Raw genomic sequence first — 14,658 nt, 5'->3', positions numbered from 1 at the left:
ATCGGACATGGCGATCCCGGCCAGGTTGAACGAGGCACTGCGCGAACACCGCGCCGCCCGAACCTGGCGACTGACCACGGGAACACATGCCGTCAATTTGGTGCTGCAGATTTTGGAGACGCGTTAATGGCGTATAACGAAGCAGTCGACGTAGTGCTGGTCGGGGCAGGCATCATGAGTGCCACCCTCGCAGTGCTGCTCAAAGAGCTGGACCCGAACCTCAAGGTTGAAGTCGTCGAGATGATGGATTCCGGTGCTGCCGAGAGTTCCAACCCCTGGAACAACGCGGGCACCGGCCACGCCGGGCTGTGCGAGCTGAACTACACGCCGGAAGCGGCCGATGGCTTGATCGATACCAAAAAAGCGATTCATATCAACACCCAGTTCGAGGTCTCGAAACAGTTCTGGGCCTACCTGGCCCGCAAAGGCACGTTCGGCTCTTCGCGCTCGTTCATCACGCCGGTTCCGCACCTGAGCTTCGTGCAGGGCGAAAAAGGCATGGCGTACCTGAAAAAGCGTTACGAAGCGCTGCGTCCCCACCACGCCTTCTCCTCCATGGAATACACCGAAGACAAAGCCAGACTGGCCGAGTGGATGCCGCTGATGATGCCCGGCCGTCCTGCCGATGAGCCCATCGCAGCGACCCGGGTCATGCACGGCACCGACGTCAACTTCGGCAACCTGACCAACATGTTGCTCAAGCATCTGGCCAGCGCACCCGATGCGCAGGTCAAGTACTGCAAACGCGTCACCGATCTGAGCCGCAAGGGCGACGGCTGGACCGTCACCATCAAGGACGTGAACAGCGGCAGCACCCGCGACATCGACGCCAAATTCGTGTTCCTCGGCGCGGGCGGTGCAGCACTGCCATTGCTGCAGATGTCCGGCATCGAGGAAGGCAAGGGTTTCGGCGGCTTCCCGGTGAGCGGCCAGTGGCTGCGTTGCGACAACCCTGAAGTGGTCAAACGCCATCAGGCCAAGGTGTACAGCCAGGCGGCGGTGGGTTCGCCGCCGATGTCGGTCCCGCACCTGGATACCCGCGTTGTGGACGGCAAGAAGTCCTTGCTGTTCGGCCCGTACGCCGGCTTCACCACCAAGTTCCTCAAGCACGGTTCGCTCATGGACTTGCCGCTGTCGATCCGCGCGGCCAACATCGCGCCGATGCTGGCGGTCGCGCGCGACAACATGGACCTGACCAAGTACCTGATCAGCGAAGTGCGGCAGTCGATGGAGCAGCGGCTTGATGCACTGCGCCGTTTCTATCCGGAAGCCAAAGCCGAAGACTGGCGTCTGGAAGTCGCCGGTCAGCGCGTACAGATCATCAAGAAAGACTCGAAAAAAGGCGGCGTCTTGCAGTTCGGTACCGAACTGGTGTCGGCGAAGGACGGCTCCCTTGCCGCGTTGCTGGGCGCCTCGCCGGGCGCGTCGGTGACCGTTTCGATCATGCTGGATCTGATCGAGCGTTGCTTCCCGGACAAGGCCCGCACCGAATGGGCCGCCAAGTTGAACGAGATCTTCCCGGCTCGCGAAAAGGCACTGGAAACCGACGCGCAGCTTTACCAGCGCGTCAGTGCTCAGAGCGACGCCAGTCTGGATCTGGTGCAGAACAGCGAAGCGGCGACTTTCGCCTGACAGCCGGCCTGCTTCAATAAAGCTGCAAAAGAAAAACCCCGCCATCAGGCGGGGTTTTCTTTTTGGCATTAAGCGGGATCAGCTCTAACCGCAAAGCGGCTCTGTAGCAGAGCGCAGCATCAACATCACTTCATCACGAATCTGACGGAGTACGCCTGCATCGAGTTCGTGCCTTTGGTCACCGAAGCGATGCATTCCGCCGGGACTTTCCCGATCGACCTGCCCGTTGCGGACTTCTCCGGTGCCGGCGAGATCGAAACCCAACTGAAGGTCACTGAATGGGCTGCGGTGAACTCGCAGATTTTGCCTTCGCCGCTCACGCGGAAAGTTGCAGAATCATTGCGCGGGTTCTTCAGCGGGACCGACACAGCTGCGGTGGGTGCGTCAGCGGCAAAGCCGTAGCCGGTGTAATCGGTATTGGCCGGCGCCCAACTGGCCGATACCAGCGCGAGGTCGATGCCTGACTGATTCCACATTTCGATGTTGAGCTGGATTTTACTTGGATACGCCGCTTGAGCGGATACTGCCGCGGCCATCATTGCAATTGCGGCGATGGCGCGAGTGAAGCAAGTCAGTCGATTTTTCATTGCATGAATTCCCTTTCGATCATTAAAGCGAGCGTCCTGCTCGCGTTCCTGTGAGCGTTGTCACAGGGCTGAGTATGATTCAGCGCGTCGATTTCGGTAGTCGCAAACGCCGAAGGATATGGTAGGAAGGGTCTTTCGATTATGTAGTGGCAGCGCGGGAGCAGCGACCTGCTTAATGACGGGAGGGGAGCATCGGGCGCCGAAGGATGGCGCCCGGGAATTATGCGATTCAGCCTCTCGCCGTCTCGATCAGGTCGATGTATTCCTCGGCGTTGCGTTGATCCTTGATCAGCGTAACGAAGTCATTATCGTGCTCGTCTTTGCCGTCGAGGTCGTAACCGGCTTCCTTGAAGAACGTCAGAAACCGCCCGAAGTCATCGACGCGAAGGCCACGGTAGGCCTTGATCAGCTTGTGCAGCGAAGGAGAAGTGGCGTCGACCGGCTCGAAATCCAGGAAAAGCTTGATCTGGGCGTCGCCGATTTCATCGCCAATCACCTGCTTCTTATCTTTACGCATTGCTGACTCCAACTGACTTGCGGGACATTTCTCGGGCGGGCAGTTTACCCCCCGCCCGGTCGCGGGCTCAACGCGCGCGTAAGCTGCCGGTGTGCAGGTCGGCCCAGACGTGACCGCTGGCATAGCTGAGGAACTGGCAGTAGACCTTTTCGTTACGCAGCAAATCCATGAGCACGCGGTACTGCGTCGCCGGGTAATACAGCGTCAGCGTACGCGAAGGCTGGTCATAAGTCGGTTTCTTCAGGCTTTTGCTTTCGCCGTCGAAGTGGATCAGCACCTCGGTGACGGTGGCGCCCTTGTTCATGGGCTTGCCTTTGAGGCGCAGGATCAGCGGCGAGGTGACCGGGATCGGCTGCTGATTCGACTGGCGCTGACTGCCCACCACCACCGAATACTCGGTGATCTGCAGCAATTGCTGCTGCTCGGGTTCGCCCTCGCGCACGGACAGCTCGTCCGGCGGCAGGTACTGCGCATGCATGGGTTCGGCGAGTGCGGGGAGAGGCAGCGTCAACAGCAGCATCAACGCAGCGGTACTTCGAAACGATAACGTCATGGGCGCCTCCCGAAAAATGGGGGGCACTCTAGCATGTGGCGCCCGGCAGCATCTTTAGGAGCGCGCTTGCCCGCCAACGCGGTGGGTCAGGCCGCATCGATGGCGACTGAACGAATGCTTTCGCGGGCAAGCGCGCTCCTACAATAGATCTCGGGTAATACCCGAGATCTTCGTCAGACGCAGGCGCTGTAGAGCAGCATGCTGCGTCGTGTTACATGCCTTTGACGGCGTAGATCCCGGCAGCGTTGCGCCAGTAGCCTTTGTAATCCATGCCATAACCGAAGATGTAGCGGTCGATGCACGGCAGGCCGACAAAATCGGCTTTCAGGTCAGGACGCGCTTTGCGGTCGTGGTCCTTGTCGATCAGCACCGCGGTGTGAACAGCGCGCGCGCCGGCATGTTTGCAGAAGTCGATGATCGCGCCGAGGGTGTGACCTTCGTCGAGGATGTCGTCAATGATCAGCACATCGCGGTCAATGAACGAGACTTCAGGCTTGGCTTTCCAGAACAGGTCACCACCGCTGGTTTCGTTGCGATAGCGGGTGGCGTGCAGGTAGGACGCTTCCAACGGAAAATTCAGATGAGTGAGCAGCTTGCCGGCGAAAATCAGGCCGCCGTTCATGACGCAAAATACCACCGGGTTACGGTCGGCCAGCACGCCATTGATTTGCTCGCCGACGCGGGCGATGGAGGCTTCGACTTCGGCCTCGTTGTAAAGGCAGTCAGCCTCGCGCATGACTTGACGGATATGCTCGAGATCAGCGGACATGACGCTCTCCAAGGGGGCTGTGTAAGGAAAAGCGGGCAAAGGTACGCATCCGCCGACATCAGGGCAAGTGTTTCTGGACTAACGTTGCACTGACGTCCCAGAAATGTCGGCGCTCGAACCTAACCGTCAGGACAAGCTACAGCTGAATAGATTAATCTAAGCCGTTTTTTTTGCCCGCCCGCTGGAGCCTTTCCCCTATGCCCATTCGTGAGATCCGCCATCCGCTGATCCGCCACAAGCTCGGCCTGATGCGCCGTGCCGATATCAGCACCAAGAATTTTCGTGAACTGGCTCAGGAAGTCGGCGCGCTGCTGACGTATGAAGCGACCAAGGATCTGCCGCTGGAAACCTACGACATTCAGGGCTGGGCCGGCACGGTTCAGGTCGAGAAGATCGCCGGCAAGAAGATCACCGTGGTGCCCATCCTGCGGGCTGGCATCGGCATGCTTGAAGGCGTGCTCAGCCTGATCCCGGGCGCCAAGGTCAGTGCCGTGGGCGTCGCGCGCAACGAAGAAACTCTCGAAGCCCACACATACCTGGAAAAACTCGCCCCCGAGATCGACCAGCGCCTGGCGCTGATCATCGATCCGATGCTCGCCACCGGTTCCTCCATGGTTGCCACCATCGACCTGCTGAAAAAAGCCGGTTGCCGTGACATTCGCGCCATGGTCCTGGTGGCCGCGCCGGAAGGCATCGCCGCGGTCGAGAAAGCCCACCCGGACGTCAACATCTACACCGCGTCCATCGATCAGCAACTGAATGAACACGGCTACATCATTCCGGGCCTGGGCGATGCCGGTGACAAGATTTTCGGCACCAAGCAGAAGGAAGCCTGATGAAGCCGGATGAGTTCAACGATCCACTCTGGCGCACGATTTTGTCGGGTGCGCAGATGCTGTTCGTGGCATTCGGCGCGCTGGTACTGATGCCGCTTATCACTGGACTGGACCCCAACGTGGCACTGTTCACGGCAGGCCTGGGCACCCTGTGCTTCCAGGTGGTGACAGGTCGTCAGGTGCCGGTCTTCCTCGCGTCGAGCTTTGCGTTCATTACCCCGATCATTCTCGCAAAGGGCCAGTTCGGCCTTGCGGCGACCATGGGCGGCGTCATGGCAGCGGGCTTCGTCTACACCTTCCTTGGCCTGGCCGTGAAGATCAAAGGCACCGGTTTCATCGACCGCCTGCTGCCGCCGGTGGTGATCGGCCCGGTGATCATTTCCATTGGTCTGGCGATGGCACCCATTGCCGCCAACATGGCAATGGGCCGGACAGGTGACGGCGCCGCAGAGCTGATCCCGTACAACACCGCCATCATCATTTCGATGGCGGCGCTGCTGACGACCTTGATCGTTGCGGTATTCGGCAAAGGCATCTTCCGCCTGGTGCCGATCATCTCGGGCGTGCTGGTAGGTTTTGCGCTGTCGTTCTATTTCGGCGTGGTCGATGTGGCGAAGATTGCCGCCGCGCCCTGGCTGGCCTTGCCGCACTTCACGGCACCGGAATTCAACTGGCAGGCGATCCTGTTCATCGTACCGGTGGCGCTGGCCCCGGCCATCGAGCACATCGGTGGCGTGATTGCGGTGGGCAGTGTCACGGGCCGTGATTATCTGAAGAAGCCCGGCCTGCATCGCACGTTGCTGGGTGACGGCATCGCGACAACCGTGGCCGGCGCTTTCGGTGGCCCGCCCAACACCACCTATGCCGAAGTCACCGGCGCGGTGATGCTGACCAAAAACTACAACCCGAAGATCATGACCTGGGCGGCGATTTTCGCCATTACCCTGGCCTTCATCGGCAAGTTCGGCGCGTTGCTGCAGAGCATTCCGGTGCCGGTCATGGGCGGGATTCTGTGCCTGCTGTTTGGCTCGATCGCGGCGGTAGGCATGAACACGCTGATTCGCCACAAGGTTGATCTGGCCGAAGCGCGCAATCTGGTGATTGTGTCCGTCACGTTGGTGTTCGGCATTGGCGGCGTGCTGATCGGCACCGGCAACGGCCCTGATGATTTCGGTATGAAAGGCATCGCGCTCTGCGCCGTGACCGCGATCGTGCTGAACCTGATCCTGCCGGGAAATGACGCGTGGAAGAACAAGCATCTGGATGATCAGTTGCCGTAGTTCTAAAGCGTTATGAAAAGGGGGCATCACTCACGTGACGCCCCCTTTTTTGTCTGCTCGATTATGTAGGAGTGAGCTTGATCACGGAGGCGGCGCATCAGCCTCACCAATGGCGACTGGACGGACGTCTTCGCCAGCAAGCCGGCTCCTACAGTGGATCTTGCTCACACCTGAGACAGTCGGCGCATGCCCAATCTGTAGGAGTGAGCTTGCTCGCGAACGCGGTTTCCACGTCACATCCATGGCGACTGAACACACGCCTTCGCGGGCAAGCGCGCTACTACAGTGGATCTTGCTCACACCTGAGACAGTCGGCGTATGCCCAATCTGTAGGAGTGAGCTTGCTCGCGAACGCGTTTTCCACGTCACATCGACGGCGACTGAACACACGCCTTCGCGGGCAAGCGCGCTACTACAGTAGATTTTGCCAACACCTGAGCTCGCGTTATTACAACGCCATCGCCGGTGCCTTTTCGCACAGTGTGTTCAGCGCCTTCGCCCAGTTCGGGTCGTCGTTCAGACACGGAATCAGCACCAGCTCCTCGCCCCCCGCTTCCCTGAACTGCTCGGCACCGCGATCACCGATCTCTTCGAGCGTCTCGATGCAGTCCGCGACAAACGCCGGGCACATGACCAGCAGCTTCTTCACGCCTTGAGCCGCCAGCTCGGCCAGGTGAGGCTCGGTGTAGGGTTCGATCCATTTGGCGCGGCCCAGCCGCGACTGAAACGACACCGACCACTTGCCATCGGGAATCCCCATGAGCTTGGCAAACTCCGCCGATGAGCGCATGCACTGCGCGCGATAGCAGACCGCCAGAACCTCAGGCGACGCCGTTTCACAGCAGTTGCCGCTCTTGAAACAATGATTGCCGGTCGGGTCGAGCTTGGTGAGGTGCCGCTCTGGCAGGCCGTGGAAACTCAGCAGCAGGTGATCATAATCCTGCTGCAGATGCGGCCGCACGCTCGCCACCAGGGCATCGAGGTATTCCTGCTGGTTGAAAAACGGCTTCAGTAGCGAGAAGTCGAAATTCAGCTTCTTGTCACTGACTACGCGTTTGGCTTCTTCAATCACCGTTGTCACGGTGCTGTCGGCGAACTGCGGGTACAGGGGTGCCAGGGTGACCTTTTTGATGCCCTGGGCTGCCAGGCGCGTGAGCAAGGTTTCGATCGAAGGCTCGCCGTAACGCATCGCCAGTTCGACCGGGCCGTGTTTCCACTCATTGACCATGGCCTGCTGAAGTCGCTTGCTCAGCACCACCAGCGGCGAACCCTCCTCCCACCAGATGGACGCGTAAGCATGGGCCGACTGCTCCGGGCGCTTGATCAGAATCAGCGAGACGATCAGGCGACGCACTGGCCACGGCACATCAATAACGTAAGGGTCCATCAGGAACTGATTGAGGTAGCGGCGCACGTCAGCGACCGACGTGGACGCCGGTGAGCCCAGGTTAACCATCAATAAAGCGTGATCGGTCATGCAACACCTTGATGTCAGTGGCGGCCCAGAAGGTTTTCCAGTGCCGCGCGCAGATCAGTGAATCGGAAAGTGAAACCCGCCTCTTGAAGACGGTCTGGCCGGGCACGTTGACCGCCCAGCAGCAAAATCGACAGTTCGCCCAGCAACAACCGAAGCGCGACAGCCGGCATTGGCATGAATGACGGGCGATGCAGCACGGACGCAAGGGTCTTGGCGAAATCCCGGTTGCGGACCGGTGCTGGCGCGCAGGCATTATATGGACCACGTGCGTCATCCCGGCTCATCAGAAAATCAATCAGGGCGATTTGATCCTCGATATGAACCCACGGCATCCACTGGCGTCCGTTGCCGATCGGTCCGCCCATGCCCATCTTGAACGGCGGCAACAGGCGTTGCAGCATGCCGCCTTCGTCAGCCAACACCAGACCAGTGCGCACCAGCACCACGCGAATCCCCAACGTTTCAGCACGCTGCGCGGTCTCTTCCCAGGCAATGCACAGGCGACTGGCGAAATCTTCACTGACCGGTTGCGCGTTTTCGTCGAGTTCGCGCTCGCCGCCGTCGCCGTACCAGCCCACCGCCGAGCCGGAAATCAACACGTCGGGTTTCTGCTCACGGCGCTCAAGCCAGGTGACCAATTGCTCGGTCAGAGTGATGCGACTGTCCCACAGCAATATTTTGCGTTTGCGCGTCCAGGGGCGGTCGGCGATGGGTGCGCCGGCCAGATTGACCACCGCATCGACGTGCTGGCTGCCTACGTCATCGAAGTGTGCAATCCCTCGAACGTTGGCGCCGCACAGCCGCGCCACTTCCTCGGGTTTACGACTCAAGACCGTCAGTTCATGGCCCTGCGCGAGCCAGTGTTTACACAAACGACGCCCTATCAAGCCTGTACCGCCGGTCAGCAAGATGTGCATGACTGAGTTCCTTACGTGGCGTTCATCGCAATTGCGGAGTCTATTTCTTCACAAGCCATAAGCTCGTGCGCGAAATGATCACTCAACTTTAGGTCAAGTTACGGCGCCCCACTCCACCGCTGTTCTTTAGGACAGCACGATCGTGCAGTTGAACGATTGAAGCAAAGCGTCAGACTTGTCAGCGAGCCCTTGGAAAGGTCGCGTCCTGCCTATGCAGGGCGACAACTTATACCGAAAAACGGCATTGTACAGCTTTTGCCTGAGGCGTAGTCTGTGCAGACAAGGTAACGAGGCCCCTATGACTGTCCCCATCGCAATCATCGGTACCGGCATCGCCGGACTCTCCGCCGCCCAGGCGCTGCAAGCCGCCGGGCATAGCATTCACCTTTTCGACAAGAGCCGCGGCAGTGGCGGCCGGATGTCCAGCAAACGCAGCGATGCCGGCGCACTGGACATGGGTGCCCAGTATTTCACGGCCCGTGACCGCCGCTTCGCCGCCGCCGTACAGCAATGGCAGGCCGAGGGCCACGTGGCCGAATGGAAGCCGCTGCTCTACAACTATCATGGCGGAACACTCAGCCTGTCCCCCGACGAGCAAGTGCGCTGGGTCGGCGCGCCGCGCATGAGTGCGATCACCCGGGCCATGCTCGGCGACATGCCCGTGACCTTTTCCTGCCGCATCACCGAAGTCTTTCGCGGCGAACGACACTGGAACCTGCTGGACGCCGACGGCCAAAGCCACGGCCCGTTCAGTCAGGTGGTGATCGCCATCCCCGCGCCTCAGGCCACTACGTTGCTGGCCGACGCACCAAAACTGGCGAGCGTCGTTGCTGGCGTGAAAATGGAGCCGACCTGGGCCGTCGCGCTGGCTTTCGACAGCCCGCTGGACACGCCACTCGAAGGCTGCTTCGTACAAGACAGCGCCATCGACTGGCTGGCCCGCAATCGCAGCAAGCCCGGGCGCGACAGTCAGATGGACACCTGGATTTTGCACGCCACCAGCGCCTGGAGCCGTCAACATGTCGACATGCCAAAGGAAGAAGTCATCGATCAGTTGCACGGCGCATTTGCCGAGCTGATGAATTGCGCGATACCGGCCCCGGCGTTCACCCTCGCCCATCGCTGGCTGTACGCAAGACCTGCTGGCGGGCGCGAAGTCGGCGCGTTGTCTGATGCGGATCTGGGCTTGTACGTCTGCGGCGACTGGTGCCTGTCGGGCCGAGTCGAGGGCGCATGGCTGAGTGGTCAGGAAGCCGCACGGCGTTTACTGGAACACCTCAAATGAATCGTCTCAACCCGCGCAAGTTGCTGCTGTCGAAATGGACGGCAGCATCCCCTCAAAACCGTGAAAAGCACTTTCTGGTCACTGAGCTGTTTTGTGATGAAGAAGGCACGGTGCTGGAGATTGAACTGCAAGCCGTGATGACCAAGCGGAGTCAGAAGCTGGCCTGGCAGACATTGCAGAATGACCAAGCCTGGCAAATGGGCTGGAAGTAGGCACCACCAAATCGTCTCATTACCCGTCACATGCGGCTAAATCCGCGCATCTTGTCGTTTCACTCCCCGATCCTGTACAAATTATTTGACTTGCACTGCGACAAACCTATGATGGGCAAATGTTGTACAGAGAAACTCATCTGTATAAGAAGTTCATCGAGGGTTTGTCATGTCTGCTGTACTCGATCATTCATCAGAGCAAGCTTCCAAACCCAAGCTGGGCGTCAGCGCCTGTCTGATGGGCGTGGAGGTCAGGTTCAATGGCGGGCACAAGGAATCCCACCTTTTGACCCGAGCCCTCACCGAATATTTCGATTTCGTGCCCGCGTGCCCCGAAGTCGCCATCGGCATGGGCATCCCTCGCGAAGCCATCCGTTTGGTGGGTGACCCGGATCATCCTCAGGCGGTCGGCAGTGTCCACCACGCCATGAACGTGACCGAGCAACTGGCTGATTACGGCGAACACATGGCCACCGAGATGAGCGACATCTGCGGCTATATCTTCATGCAGAAATCGCCGTCGTGTGGCCTGGAGCGCGTCAAGGTTTACCGTGATAACGGCGTGCCGTTCGAGACCGGTGGACGCGGCATTTATGCCCAGGCGTTCTGCGCGCGTCATCCTGATCTGCCGGTCGAAGAAGACGGCCGTTTGAACGACCCGGTGCTGCGGGAAAACTTCATCACCCGTGTGTTTGCTTATGCCGCCTGGCAGACGCTGCTGAAAAGCGGCATTACCCGTCGTGCGCTCACCGAGTTTCACGCTCGCTATAAATACCAACTGATGGCCAATGATCCTGTCCAGTACAAGACGCTGGGCAATCTGCTGGGGACCATGGGCCGAAATGACCCGGCCGAAATCGCCCCGCGTTATTTCAGCCAACTGATGAGCGCGCTGAAGAAACCGGCCACCCGGCGCACCCACACCAACGTGTTGCAGCATCTGTGCGGCTATCTGCGGCAGACACTCACTGCGTCCGACAAGAAAGAAATCCAGGGCGTCATCAACCAGTACCACCAAGGCATCGTGCCGCTGGTTGTGCCGTTGACGCTGCTCAAACACCATTTCCGCCGACACCCCGATCCGTACATTGCGCTGCAGGTCTATCTGCAGCCTCATCCGGAAAACCTCAGTCTTCGCAACGCGATTTGACCATGACCCCCAACGAGCAAGAACCGCCGGAAGGCGACCCGCAAGACCCCGCGAGTGCCTTTGAAAACGGCTGGCTGCCAATTCGCGAAATCGCCCGCCTGACCGGCGTAAACGCTGTAACCCTGCGTGCGTGGGAACGCCGCTACGGCCTCATCGTTCCGCACCGAACGCCCAAGGGCCACCGGCTCTATAGCCACGAGCATGTGGACCGTGTGCTGACCATCCTCACGTGGCTGAACCGCGGCGTTTCGGTCAGTCAGGTCAAGCAGTTGATCGACGATCAGCAGGCACCAGCGCCGAGTGTCGAGAACGACTGGGACATTCTTCGCCAGACCCTTCAGGACGCCATCGGCGCCCTGGCCGAGCGACGCCTCGATGATTCGCTCAACCGCGCGATGTCTCTGTATCCGCCGCGCACGCTCTGCGAACAACTGTTACTCCCGCTGCTGGCGTCACTTGAGCAGCGCTGGCAGGGCCAGTTCGGCGCGCAGTTGGAGCGCGTGTTTTTCTACTCGTGGCTGCGCAGCAAGTTCGGCGCGCGGCTGTACCACAACAATCGTCAGGTCAGTGGCGCGCCCCTTCTGCTGGTCAACCAGTCTGATCTGCCGCTCGAGCCGCACCTGTGGCTGACCGCGTGGCTGCTCAGTAGCGCCGATTGCCCGGTGGAAGTGTTCGACTGGCCTTTGCCGGCCGGCGAACTCGCCCTGGCCTGCGAATACCTCAAGCCGCGCGCGGTGTTGTTGTACTCCAGCAAATCACTGAACGTCGGCCAGTTGCCTCGCCTGCTGCACAAAATCGAGTGTCCGAAGCTGATCGTCGGTCCCGCGGTGCGCATTCATTCCACGGAATTATCCGCAGCCGAGGGTGAAGTCTCCGGCCTCTCTCTTGCGGAAGACCCTTTGACCGCCCAGGCCGCTTTGCAGCGGCTGGGGCTTATCTAAGGAATAACTATGCAATTGATATGGCTGCGCAGCGATCTGCGTGTGCACGACAACACCGCGCTGAGCGCTGCCATGGAGCAGGGCCCGACTCTTGCCGTGTACATGATCAGCCCGGGCCAGTGGCAGAGCCACGACGATGCCCCGTGCAAAGTCGATTTCTGGCTGCGTAACCTCAGCGAGCTGCGCAAGGCGCTTGAAGCGCTGAACGTGCCGCTGCTGATTGTCCATGCAGACACGTGGGCGCAGGCACCCAAGGCGATACTGGAGTTGTGTCAGCAACACGGGATCGAAGGCGTTCACGTCAACGACGAGTACGGCATCAACGAGACCCGGCGAGATCATGAAGTGGAGGAGGCACTCGACGGCGCCGGCATTCTGTTTCGCCGCCACCTCGACCAGCTGTTTTTTCAGCCGGGCAGCGTGCTGACCAAAAGCGGGGGTTACTTCAAGGTTTTCACACAATTCCGCAAGGTCTGTTACGCCCGCTTGCATTACTCGATGCCGGCGCTGGTTGCACTGCCCAAACCGCAGCAGACGCTGTCCATCAAAAGCGATGTCGTTCCGGATGCGGTCAAGGGTTTCGCCGCGCCGACCGAGACCCAGCGCGCGCTCTGGCCTGCCGGTGAAGATGAGGCGCGTGACCGCCTGCACAACTTCACCGACGAGCAAGTGCATTATTACGATCAAGAGCGCGACTTTCCTGCCAAGCCAGGCACCAGCCAGCTGTCTGCGTACCTGGCGGCCGGCGTGATTTCGCCCCGCCAGTGCCTGCATTCGGCGCTGCGCAGCAACAATGGCGAGTTTGAAACCGGTAATCCGGGTTCAGTGACGTGGATCAACGAGCTGCTCTGGCGTGAGTTCTACAAGCATGTGCTGGTGGGCTTTCCCCGTGTGTCCCGTCACCGCGCGTTCCGCCCGGAAACCGAAGCGCTGAAATGGCGCAATTCACCCAAGGATCTGGAAGCCTGGCAACAAGGTCGAACCGGTCTGCCGATTGTCGATGCAGCCATGCGCCAACTGCTTGAAACCGGCTGGATGCACAACCGCTTGCGGATGATTTCGGCCATGTTCCTGACCAAGAATCTTCTGATCGACTGGCGTGAAGGTGAACGCTACTTCATGCAGCACTTGATCGACGGCGATCTTGCGTCGAACAATGGCGGCTGGCAGTGGAGTTCATCAACCGGCACCGACGCGTCGCCTTACTTCCGGATCTTCAATCCACAAAGTCAGTCGGAGCGCTTCGACCCTGAAGGTCGATTCATCAAGCATTGGGTGCCTGAACTGGCTGAGTTGAACAAGCGCGACATTCACAACCCCACTGCACTGGGCGGCTTGTTCAGCGTCGAAAGTTACCCCGCGCCTATCGTCGATTTGAAAGCCAGCCGCGAACGCGCGCTGCAAGCGTTCAAGTCGCTGCCGCAGCGACAGGCCGAGACGCAGGAGAATGGATGAGCATTGGTCACATCGGTTAGCGGTCTGCTGCGCGGTGATTTAAACTGCCGCCCATGACGACCGTTATCCCCTCGCTTCAACTCCCTGCCGAACCCGCTATCACGTGTTCCACTTGTGCGGCCTGCTGCTGTCAGCTGGAAGTCATGCTGATCACCGACACCGGCGTGCCCGAGCGTTACATCGACACCGATGACTGGGGCGGGGAAGTTATGCTCCGCCTGGACGATGGCTGGTGCGCGGCGCTGGATCGCGACACGATGATGTGCACGATCTACGACCGTCGGCCGTTGATTTGTAGAGAATTCGAAATGGGTGCACCGGAGTGTATTGCCGAACGAGAAGGGATTGCGACGGCCTATTTGTGATTGTTCATCGCCTGTGTCAGCCGCGTTGGCTGACACATTCCCGGCTAAAGCCGGTCCTACGAAGGGAAGAACCGGTGATACGTTGCAAGCGCGGTTAAGCGCGCTACTGCAATAAAGCAATGAAGCGTTTAGAACGGCATCGTGTAGTGAATAGCGTAGCTTTCGATACCGTCGTTGTTGGTGGTCATGCCGCCGTTGGAGTAGTGAGTGGCGCGCAGGCCAACTTCATGTCCACCGGCAAAGCGCAGACCAAAACCCAAACGGTCTTCGAACTGGAACGCACTGCCCAACTTGTTGCCTTCCACTTCGGTACGCTGGAATACAGCGGCGCCGATGCCGGCCTCGATGTAAGGCTTGACGCTCTCACCCGAAAACTCATAAACGAATACCGGGGAGAACGACAGGCTGTTGTTGCTGGAGCTCTTGTCTCCTTCCCAATACGTGTAAGCGCCGCTCCAGTAACCCGTCAGGCGACCGACACCGGTTTGCCACCAGCTTTGATCCCAATCAAATTGCGCGCCCAGACGATAAGTCATCGTGGACTCGCCAGTGTGTCCTACGGACAACTCGACCCCATCAGCTTGAGCAATTGCGCTTTGCCCCAACAACGCAGCCGCAATCGCAGCCAAACAAAACAGTCGCTTCATCTGAAACATCCTATTTTCGAAAGCAGTTAAAAATT

16 protein-coding genes are annotated in these 14,658 nt (G+C 59.6%); 9 read left to right on the top strand and 7 right to left on the bottom strand.

Annotated elements, in window-relative coordinates:
• Nucleotides 1–126: 126 nt before the first annotated feature.
• Entirely contained in the window at nt 127–1,632 is a 1,506-nt protein-coding gene (gene mqo / locus ACYAR8_RS02660) for a malate dehydrogenase (quinone) (protein WP_463579015.1), read from the top strand.
• A gap of 125 nt (nt 1,633–1,757) precedes the next feature.
• Here the strand turns inward: mqo and ACYAR8_RS02655 are convergent, their stop codons facing one another.
• The 4 genes from ACYAR8_RS02655 to ACYAR8_RS02640 all read right to left on the bottom strand — a co-directional run bounded on the left by ACYAR8_RS02655 (nt 1,758) and on the right by ACYAR8_RS02640 (nt 4,058).
• Entirely contained in the window at nt 1,758–2,219 is a 462-nt protein-coding gene (locus ACYAR8_RS02655) for a hypothetical protein (RefSeq protein WP_463579014.1), read from the bottom strand.
• A gap of 229 nt (nt 2,220–2,448) precedes the next feature.
• The gene (locus ACYAR8_RS02650; protein ID WP_463579013.1) at nt 2,449–2,736 is read right to left on the bottom strand and encodes a PA4642 family protein; all 288 of its coding nucleotides are present in this window, start codon (nt 2,734–2,736) and stop codon (nt 2,449–2,451) included.
• Between the two features lie 67 nt (nt 2,737–2,803).
• Nucleotides 2,804–3,289, bottom strand: coding sequence for a hypothetical protein (locus ACYAR8_RS02645; protein WP_463579012.1), 486 nt, complete (start codon nt 3,287–3,289; stop codon nt 2,804–2,806).
• A gap of 211 nt (nt 3,290–3,500) precedes the next feature.
• On the bottom strand, nt 3,501–4,058 hold the full coding sequence (locus tag ACYAR8_RS02640) for a hypoxanthine-guanine phosphoribosyltransferase (RefSeq protein WP_037018287.1): 558 nt from the start codon (nt 4,056–4,058) through the stop codon (nt 3,501–3,503).
• 197 nt (nt 4,059–4,255) lie between these two features.
• On the opposite strand from ACYAR8_RS02640, the gene upp reads away from it, so the two are divergent.
• Nucleotides 4,256–4,894 (top strand): uracil phosphoribosyltransferase, encoded by a 639-nt coding sequence (gene upp / locus ACYAR8_RS02635; RefSeq protein ID WP_074883995.1) that lies wholly within the window; start codon nt 4,256–4,258, stop codon nt 4,892–4,894.
• Nucleotides 4,894–6,174: a uracil-xanthine permease family protein gene (locus ACYAR8_RS02630; protein WP_037018282.1), complete on the top strand. Its 1,281-nt coding sequence runs from the start codon at nt 4,894–4,896 to the stop codon at nt 6,172–6,174. Before upp ends, ACYAR8_RS02630 begins: the two co-directional genes overlap by 1 nt.
• 448 nt (nt 6,175–6,622) lie before the next feature.
• Here the strand turns inward: ACYAR8_RS02630 and hemH are convergent, their stop codons facing one another.
• Nucleotides 6,623–7,651 (bottom strand): ferrochelatase, encoded by a 1,029-nt coding sequence (gene hemH, locus ACYAR8_RS02625; RefSeq protein WP_463579011.1) that lies wholly within the window; start codon nt 7,649–7,651, stop codon nt 6,623–6,625.
• Between the two features lie 14 nt (nt 7,652–7,665).
• Nucleotides 7,666–8,568: a TIGR01777 family oxidoreductase gene (locus ACYAR8_RS02620; RefSeq protein ID WP_463579010.1), complete on the bottom strand. Its 903-nt coding sequence runs from the start codon at nt 8,566–8,568 to the stop codon at nt 7,666–7,668.
• Between the two features lie 298 nt (nt 8,569–8,866).
• Here ACYAR8_RS02620 and ACYAR8_RS02615 point away from each other — a divergent pair, with 298 nt between their 5' ends.
• The 6 genes from ACYAR8_RS02615 to ACYAR8_RS02590 all read left to right on the top strand — a co-directional run bounded on the left by ACYAR8_RS02615 (nt 8,867) and on the right by ACYAR8_RS02590 (nt 13,976).
• Nucleotides 8,867–9,853 carry an NAD(P)/FAD-dependent oxidoreductase gene (locus tag ACYAR8_RS02615; RefSeq protein WP_108120623.1) on the top strand — a complete coding sequence of 329 codons (987 nt, stop codon included), beginning with the start codon at nt 8,867–8,869 and terminating at the stop codon, nt 9,851–9,853.
• A complete protein-coding gene (locus ACYAR8_RS02610) occupies nt 9,850–10,065 on the top strand; it encodes a TIGR02450 family Trp-rich protein (RefSeq protein WP_074883982.1) in 216 nt (71 codons plus the stop codon). The genes ACYAR8_RS02615 and ACYAR8_RS02610 overlap by 4 nt, the downstream gene beginning before the upstream one ends.
• Nucleotides 10,066–10,234: 169 nt before the next feature.
• Entirely contained in the window at nt 10,235–11,215 is a 981-nt protein-coding gene (locus ACYAR8_RS02605) for a 2-thiouracil desulfurase family protein (RefSeq protein ID WP_074883978.1), read from the top strand.
• 2 nt (nt 11,216–11,217) lie between these two features.
• Nucleotides 11,218–12,156: a MerR family transcriptional regulator gene (locus tag ACYAR8_RS02600; protein ID WP_083398691.1), complete on the top strand. Its 939-nt coding sequence runs from the start codon at nt 11,218–11,220 to the stop codon at nt 12,154–12,156.
• Nucleotides 12,157–12,165: 9 nt separating this feature from the next.
• Nucleotides 12,166–13,611 carry a deoxyribodipyrimidine photo-lyase gene (gene phrB / locus ACYAR8_RS02595; protein ID WP_463579009.1) on the top strand — a complete coding sequence of 482 codons (1,446 nt, stop codon included), beginning with the start codon at nt 12,166–12,168 and terminating at the stop codon, nt 13,609–13,611.
• 53 nt (nt 13,612–13,664) lie between these two features.
• Nucleotides 13,665–13,976 (top strand): YkgJ family cysteine cluster protein, encoded by a 312-nt coding sequence (locus ACYAR8_RS02590; RefSeq protein ID WP_074883972.1) that lies wholly within the window; start codon nt 13,665–13,667, stop codon nt 13,974–13,976.
• A 128-nt stretch (nt 13,977–14,104) separates the two neighbouring features.
• Here ACYAR8_RS02590 and ACYAR8_RS02585 read toward each other — a convergent pair whose 3' ends face one another.
• Complete coding sequence (locus tag ACYAR8_RS02585; protein WP_074883968.1) at nt 14,105–14,623, bottom strand: acyloxyacyl hydrolase; 519 nt, start codon at nt 14,621–14,623, stop codon at nt 14,105–14,107.
• Between the last annotated feature and the right edge of the window lie 35 nt (nt 14,624–14,658).

The organism is Pseudomonas sp. HP_01, from assembly GCF_055284355.1.
Note: the sequence above shows the minus strand (reverse complement) of the source record. Positions and strands in the feature narration are given on the sequence as shown.

Excerpts from the sequence above, each read along its gene's own strand:
- ACYAR8_RS02615 (WP_108120623.1), top strand. The coding sequence starts at position 8,867 with ATGACTGTCCCCATCGCAATCATCGGTACCGGCATCGCCGGACTCTCC.
- ACYAR8_RS02620 (WP_463579010.1), bottom strand. The coding sequence starts at position 8,568 with ATGCACATCTTGCTGACCGGCGGTACAGGCTTGATAGGGCGTCGTTTG.
- hemH (WP_463579011.1), bottom strand. The coding sequence starts at position 7,651 with ATGACCGATCACGCTTTATTGATGGTTAACCTGGGCTCACCGGCGTCC.
- ACYAR8_RS02585 (WP_074883968.1), bottom strand. The coding sequence starts at position 14,623 with ATGAAGCGACTGTTTTGTTTGGCTGCGATTGCGGCTGCGTTGTTGGGG.
- ACYAR8_RS02630 (WP_037018282.1), top strand. The coding sequence starts at position 4,894 with ATGAAGCCGGATGAGTTCAACGATCCACTCTGGCGCACGATTTTGTCG.
- mqo (WP_463579015.1), top strand. The coding sequence starts at position 127 with ATGGCGTATAACGAAGCAGTCGACGTAGTGCTGGTCGGGGCAGGCATC.
- ACYAR8_RS02590 (WP_074883972.1), top strand. The coding sequence starts at position 13,665 with ATGACGACCGTTATCCCCTCGCTTCAACTCCCTGCCGAACCCGCTATC.
- ACYAR8_RS02655 (WP_463579014.1), bottom strand. The coding sequence starts at position 2,219 with ATGAAAAATCGACTGACTTGCTTCACTCGCGCCATCGCCGCAATTGCA.
- ACYAR8_RS02600 (WP_083398691.1), top strand. The coding sequence starts at position 11,218 with ATGACCCCCAACGAGCAAGAACCGCCGGAAGGCGACCCGCAAGACCCC.
- upp (WP_074883995.1), top strand. The coding sequence starts at position 4,256 with ATGCCCATTCGTGAGATCCGCCATCCGCTGATCCGCCACAAGCTCGGC.
- ACYAR8_RS02645 (WP_463579012.1), bottom strand. The coding sequence starts at position 3,289 with ATGACGTTATCGTTTCGAAGTACCGCTGCGTTGATGCTGCTGTTGACG.
- ACYAR8_RS02640 (WP_037018287.1), bottom strand. The coding sequence starts at position 4,058 with ATGTCCGCTGATCTCGAGCATATCCGTCAAGTCATGCGCGAGGCTGAC.
- phrB (WP_463579009.1), top strand. The coding sequence starts at position 12,166 with ATGCAATTGATATGGCTGCGCAGCGATCTGCGTGTGCACGACAACACC.
- ACYAR8_RS02610 (WP_074883982.1), top strand. The coding sequence starts at position 9,850 with ATGAATCGTCTCAACCCGCGCAAGTTGCTGCTGTCGAAATGGACGGCA.
- ACYAR8_RS02605 (WP_074883978.1), top strand. The coding sequence starts at position 10,235 with ATGTCTGCTGTACTCGATCATTCATCAGAGCAAGCTTCCAAACCCAAG.
- ACYAR8_RS02650 (WP_463579013.1), bottom strand. The coding sequence starts at position 2,736 with ATGCGTAAAGATAAGAAGCAGGTGATTGGCGATGAAATCGGCGACGCC.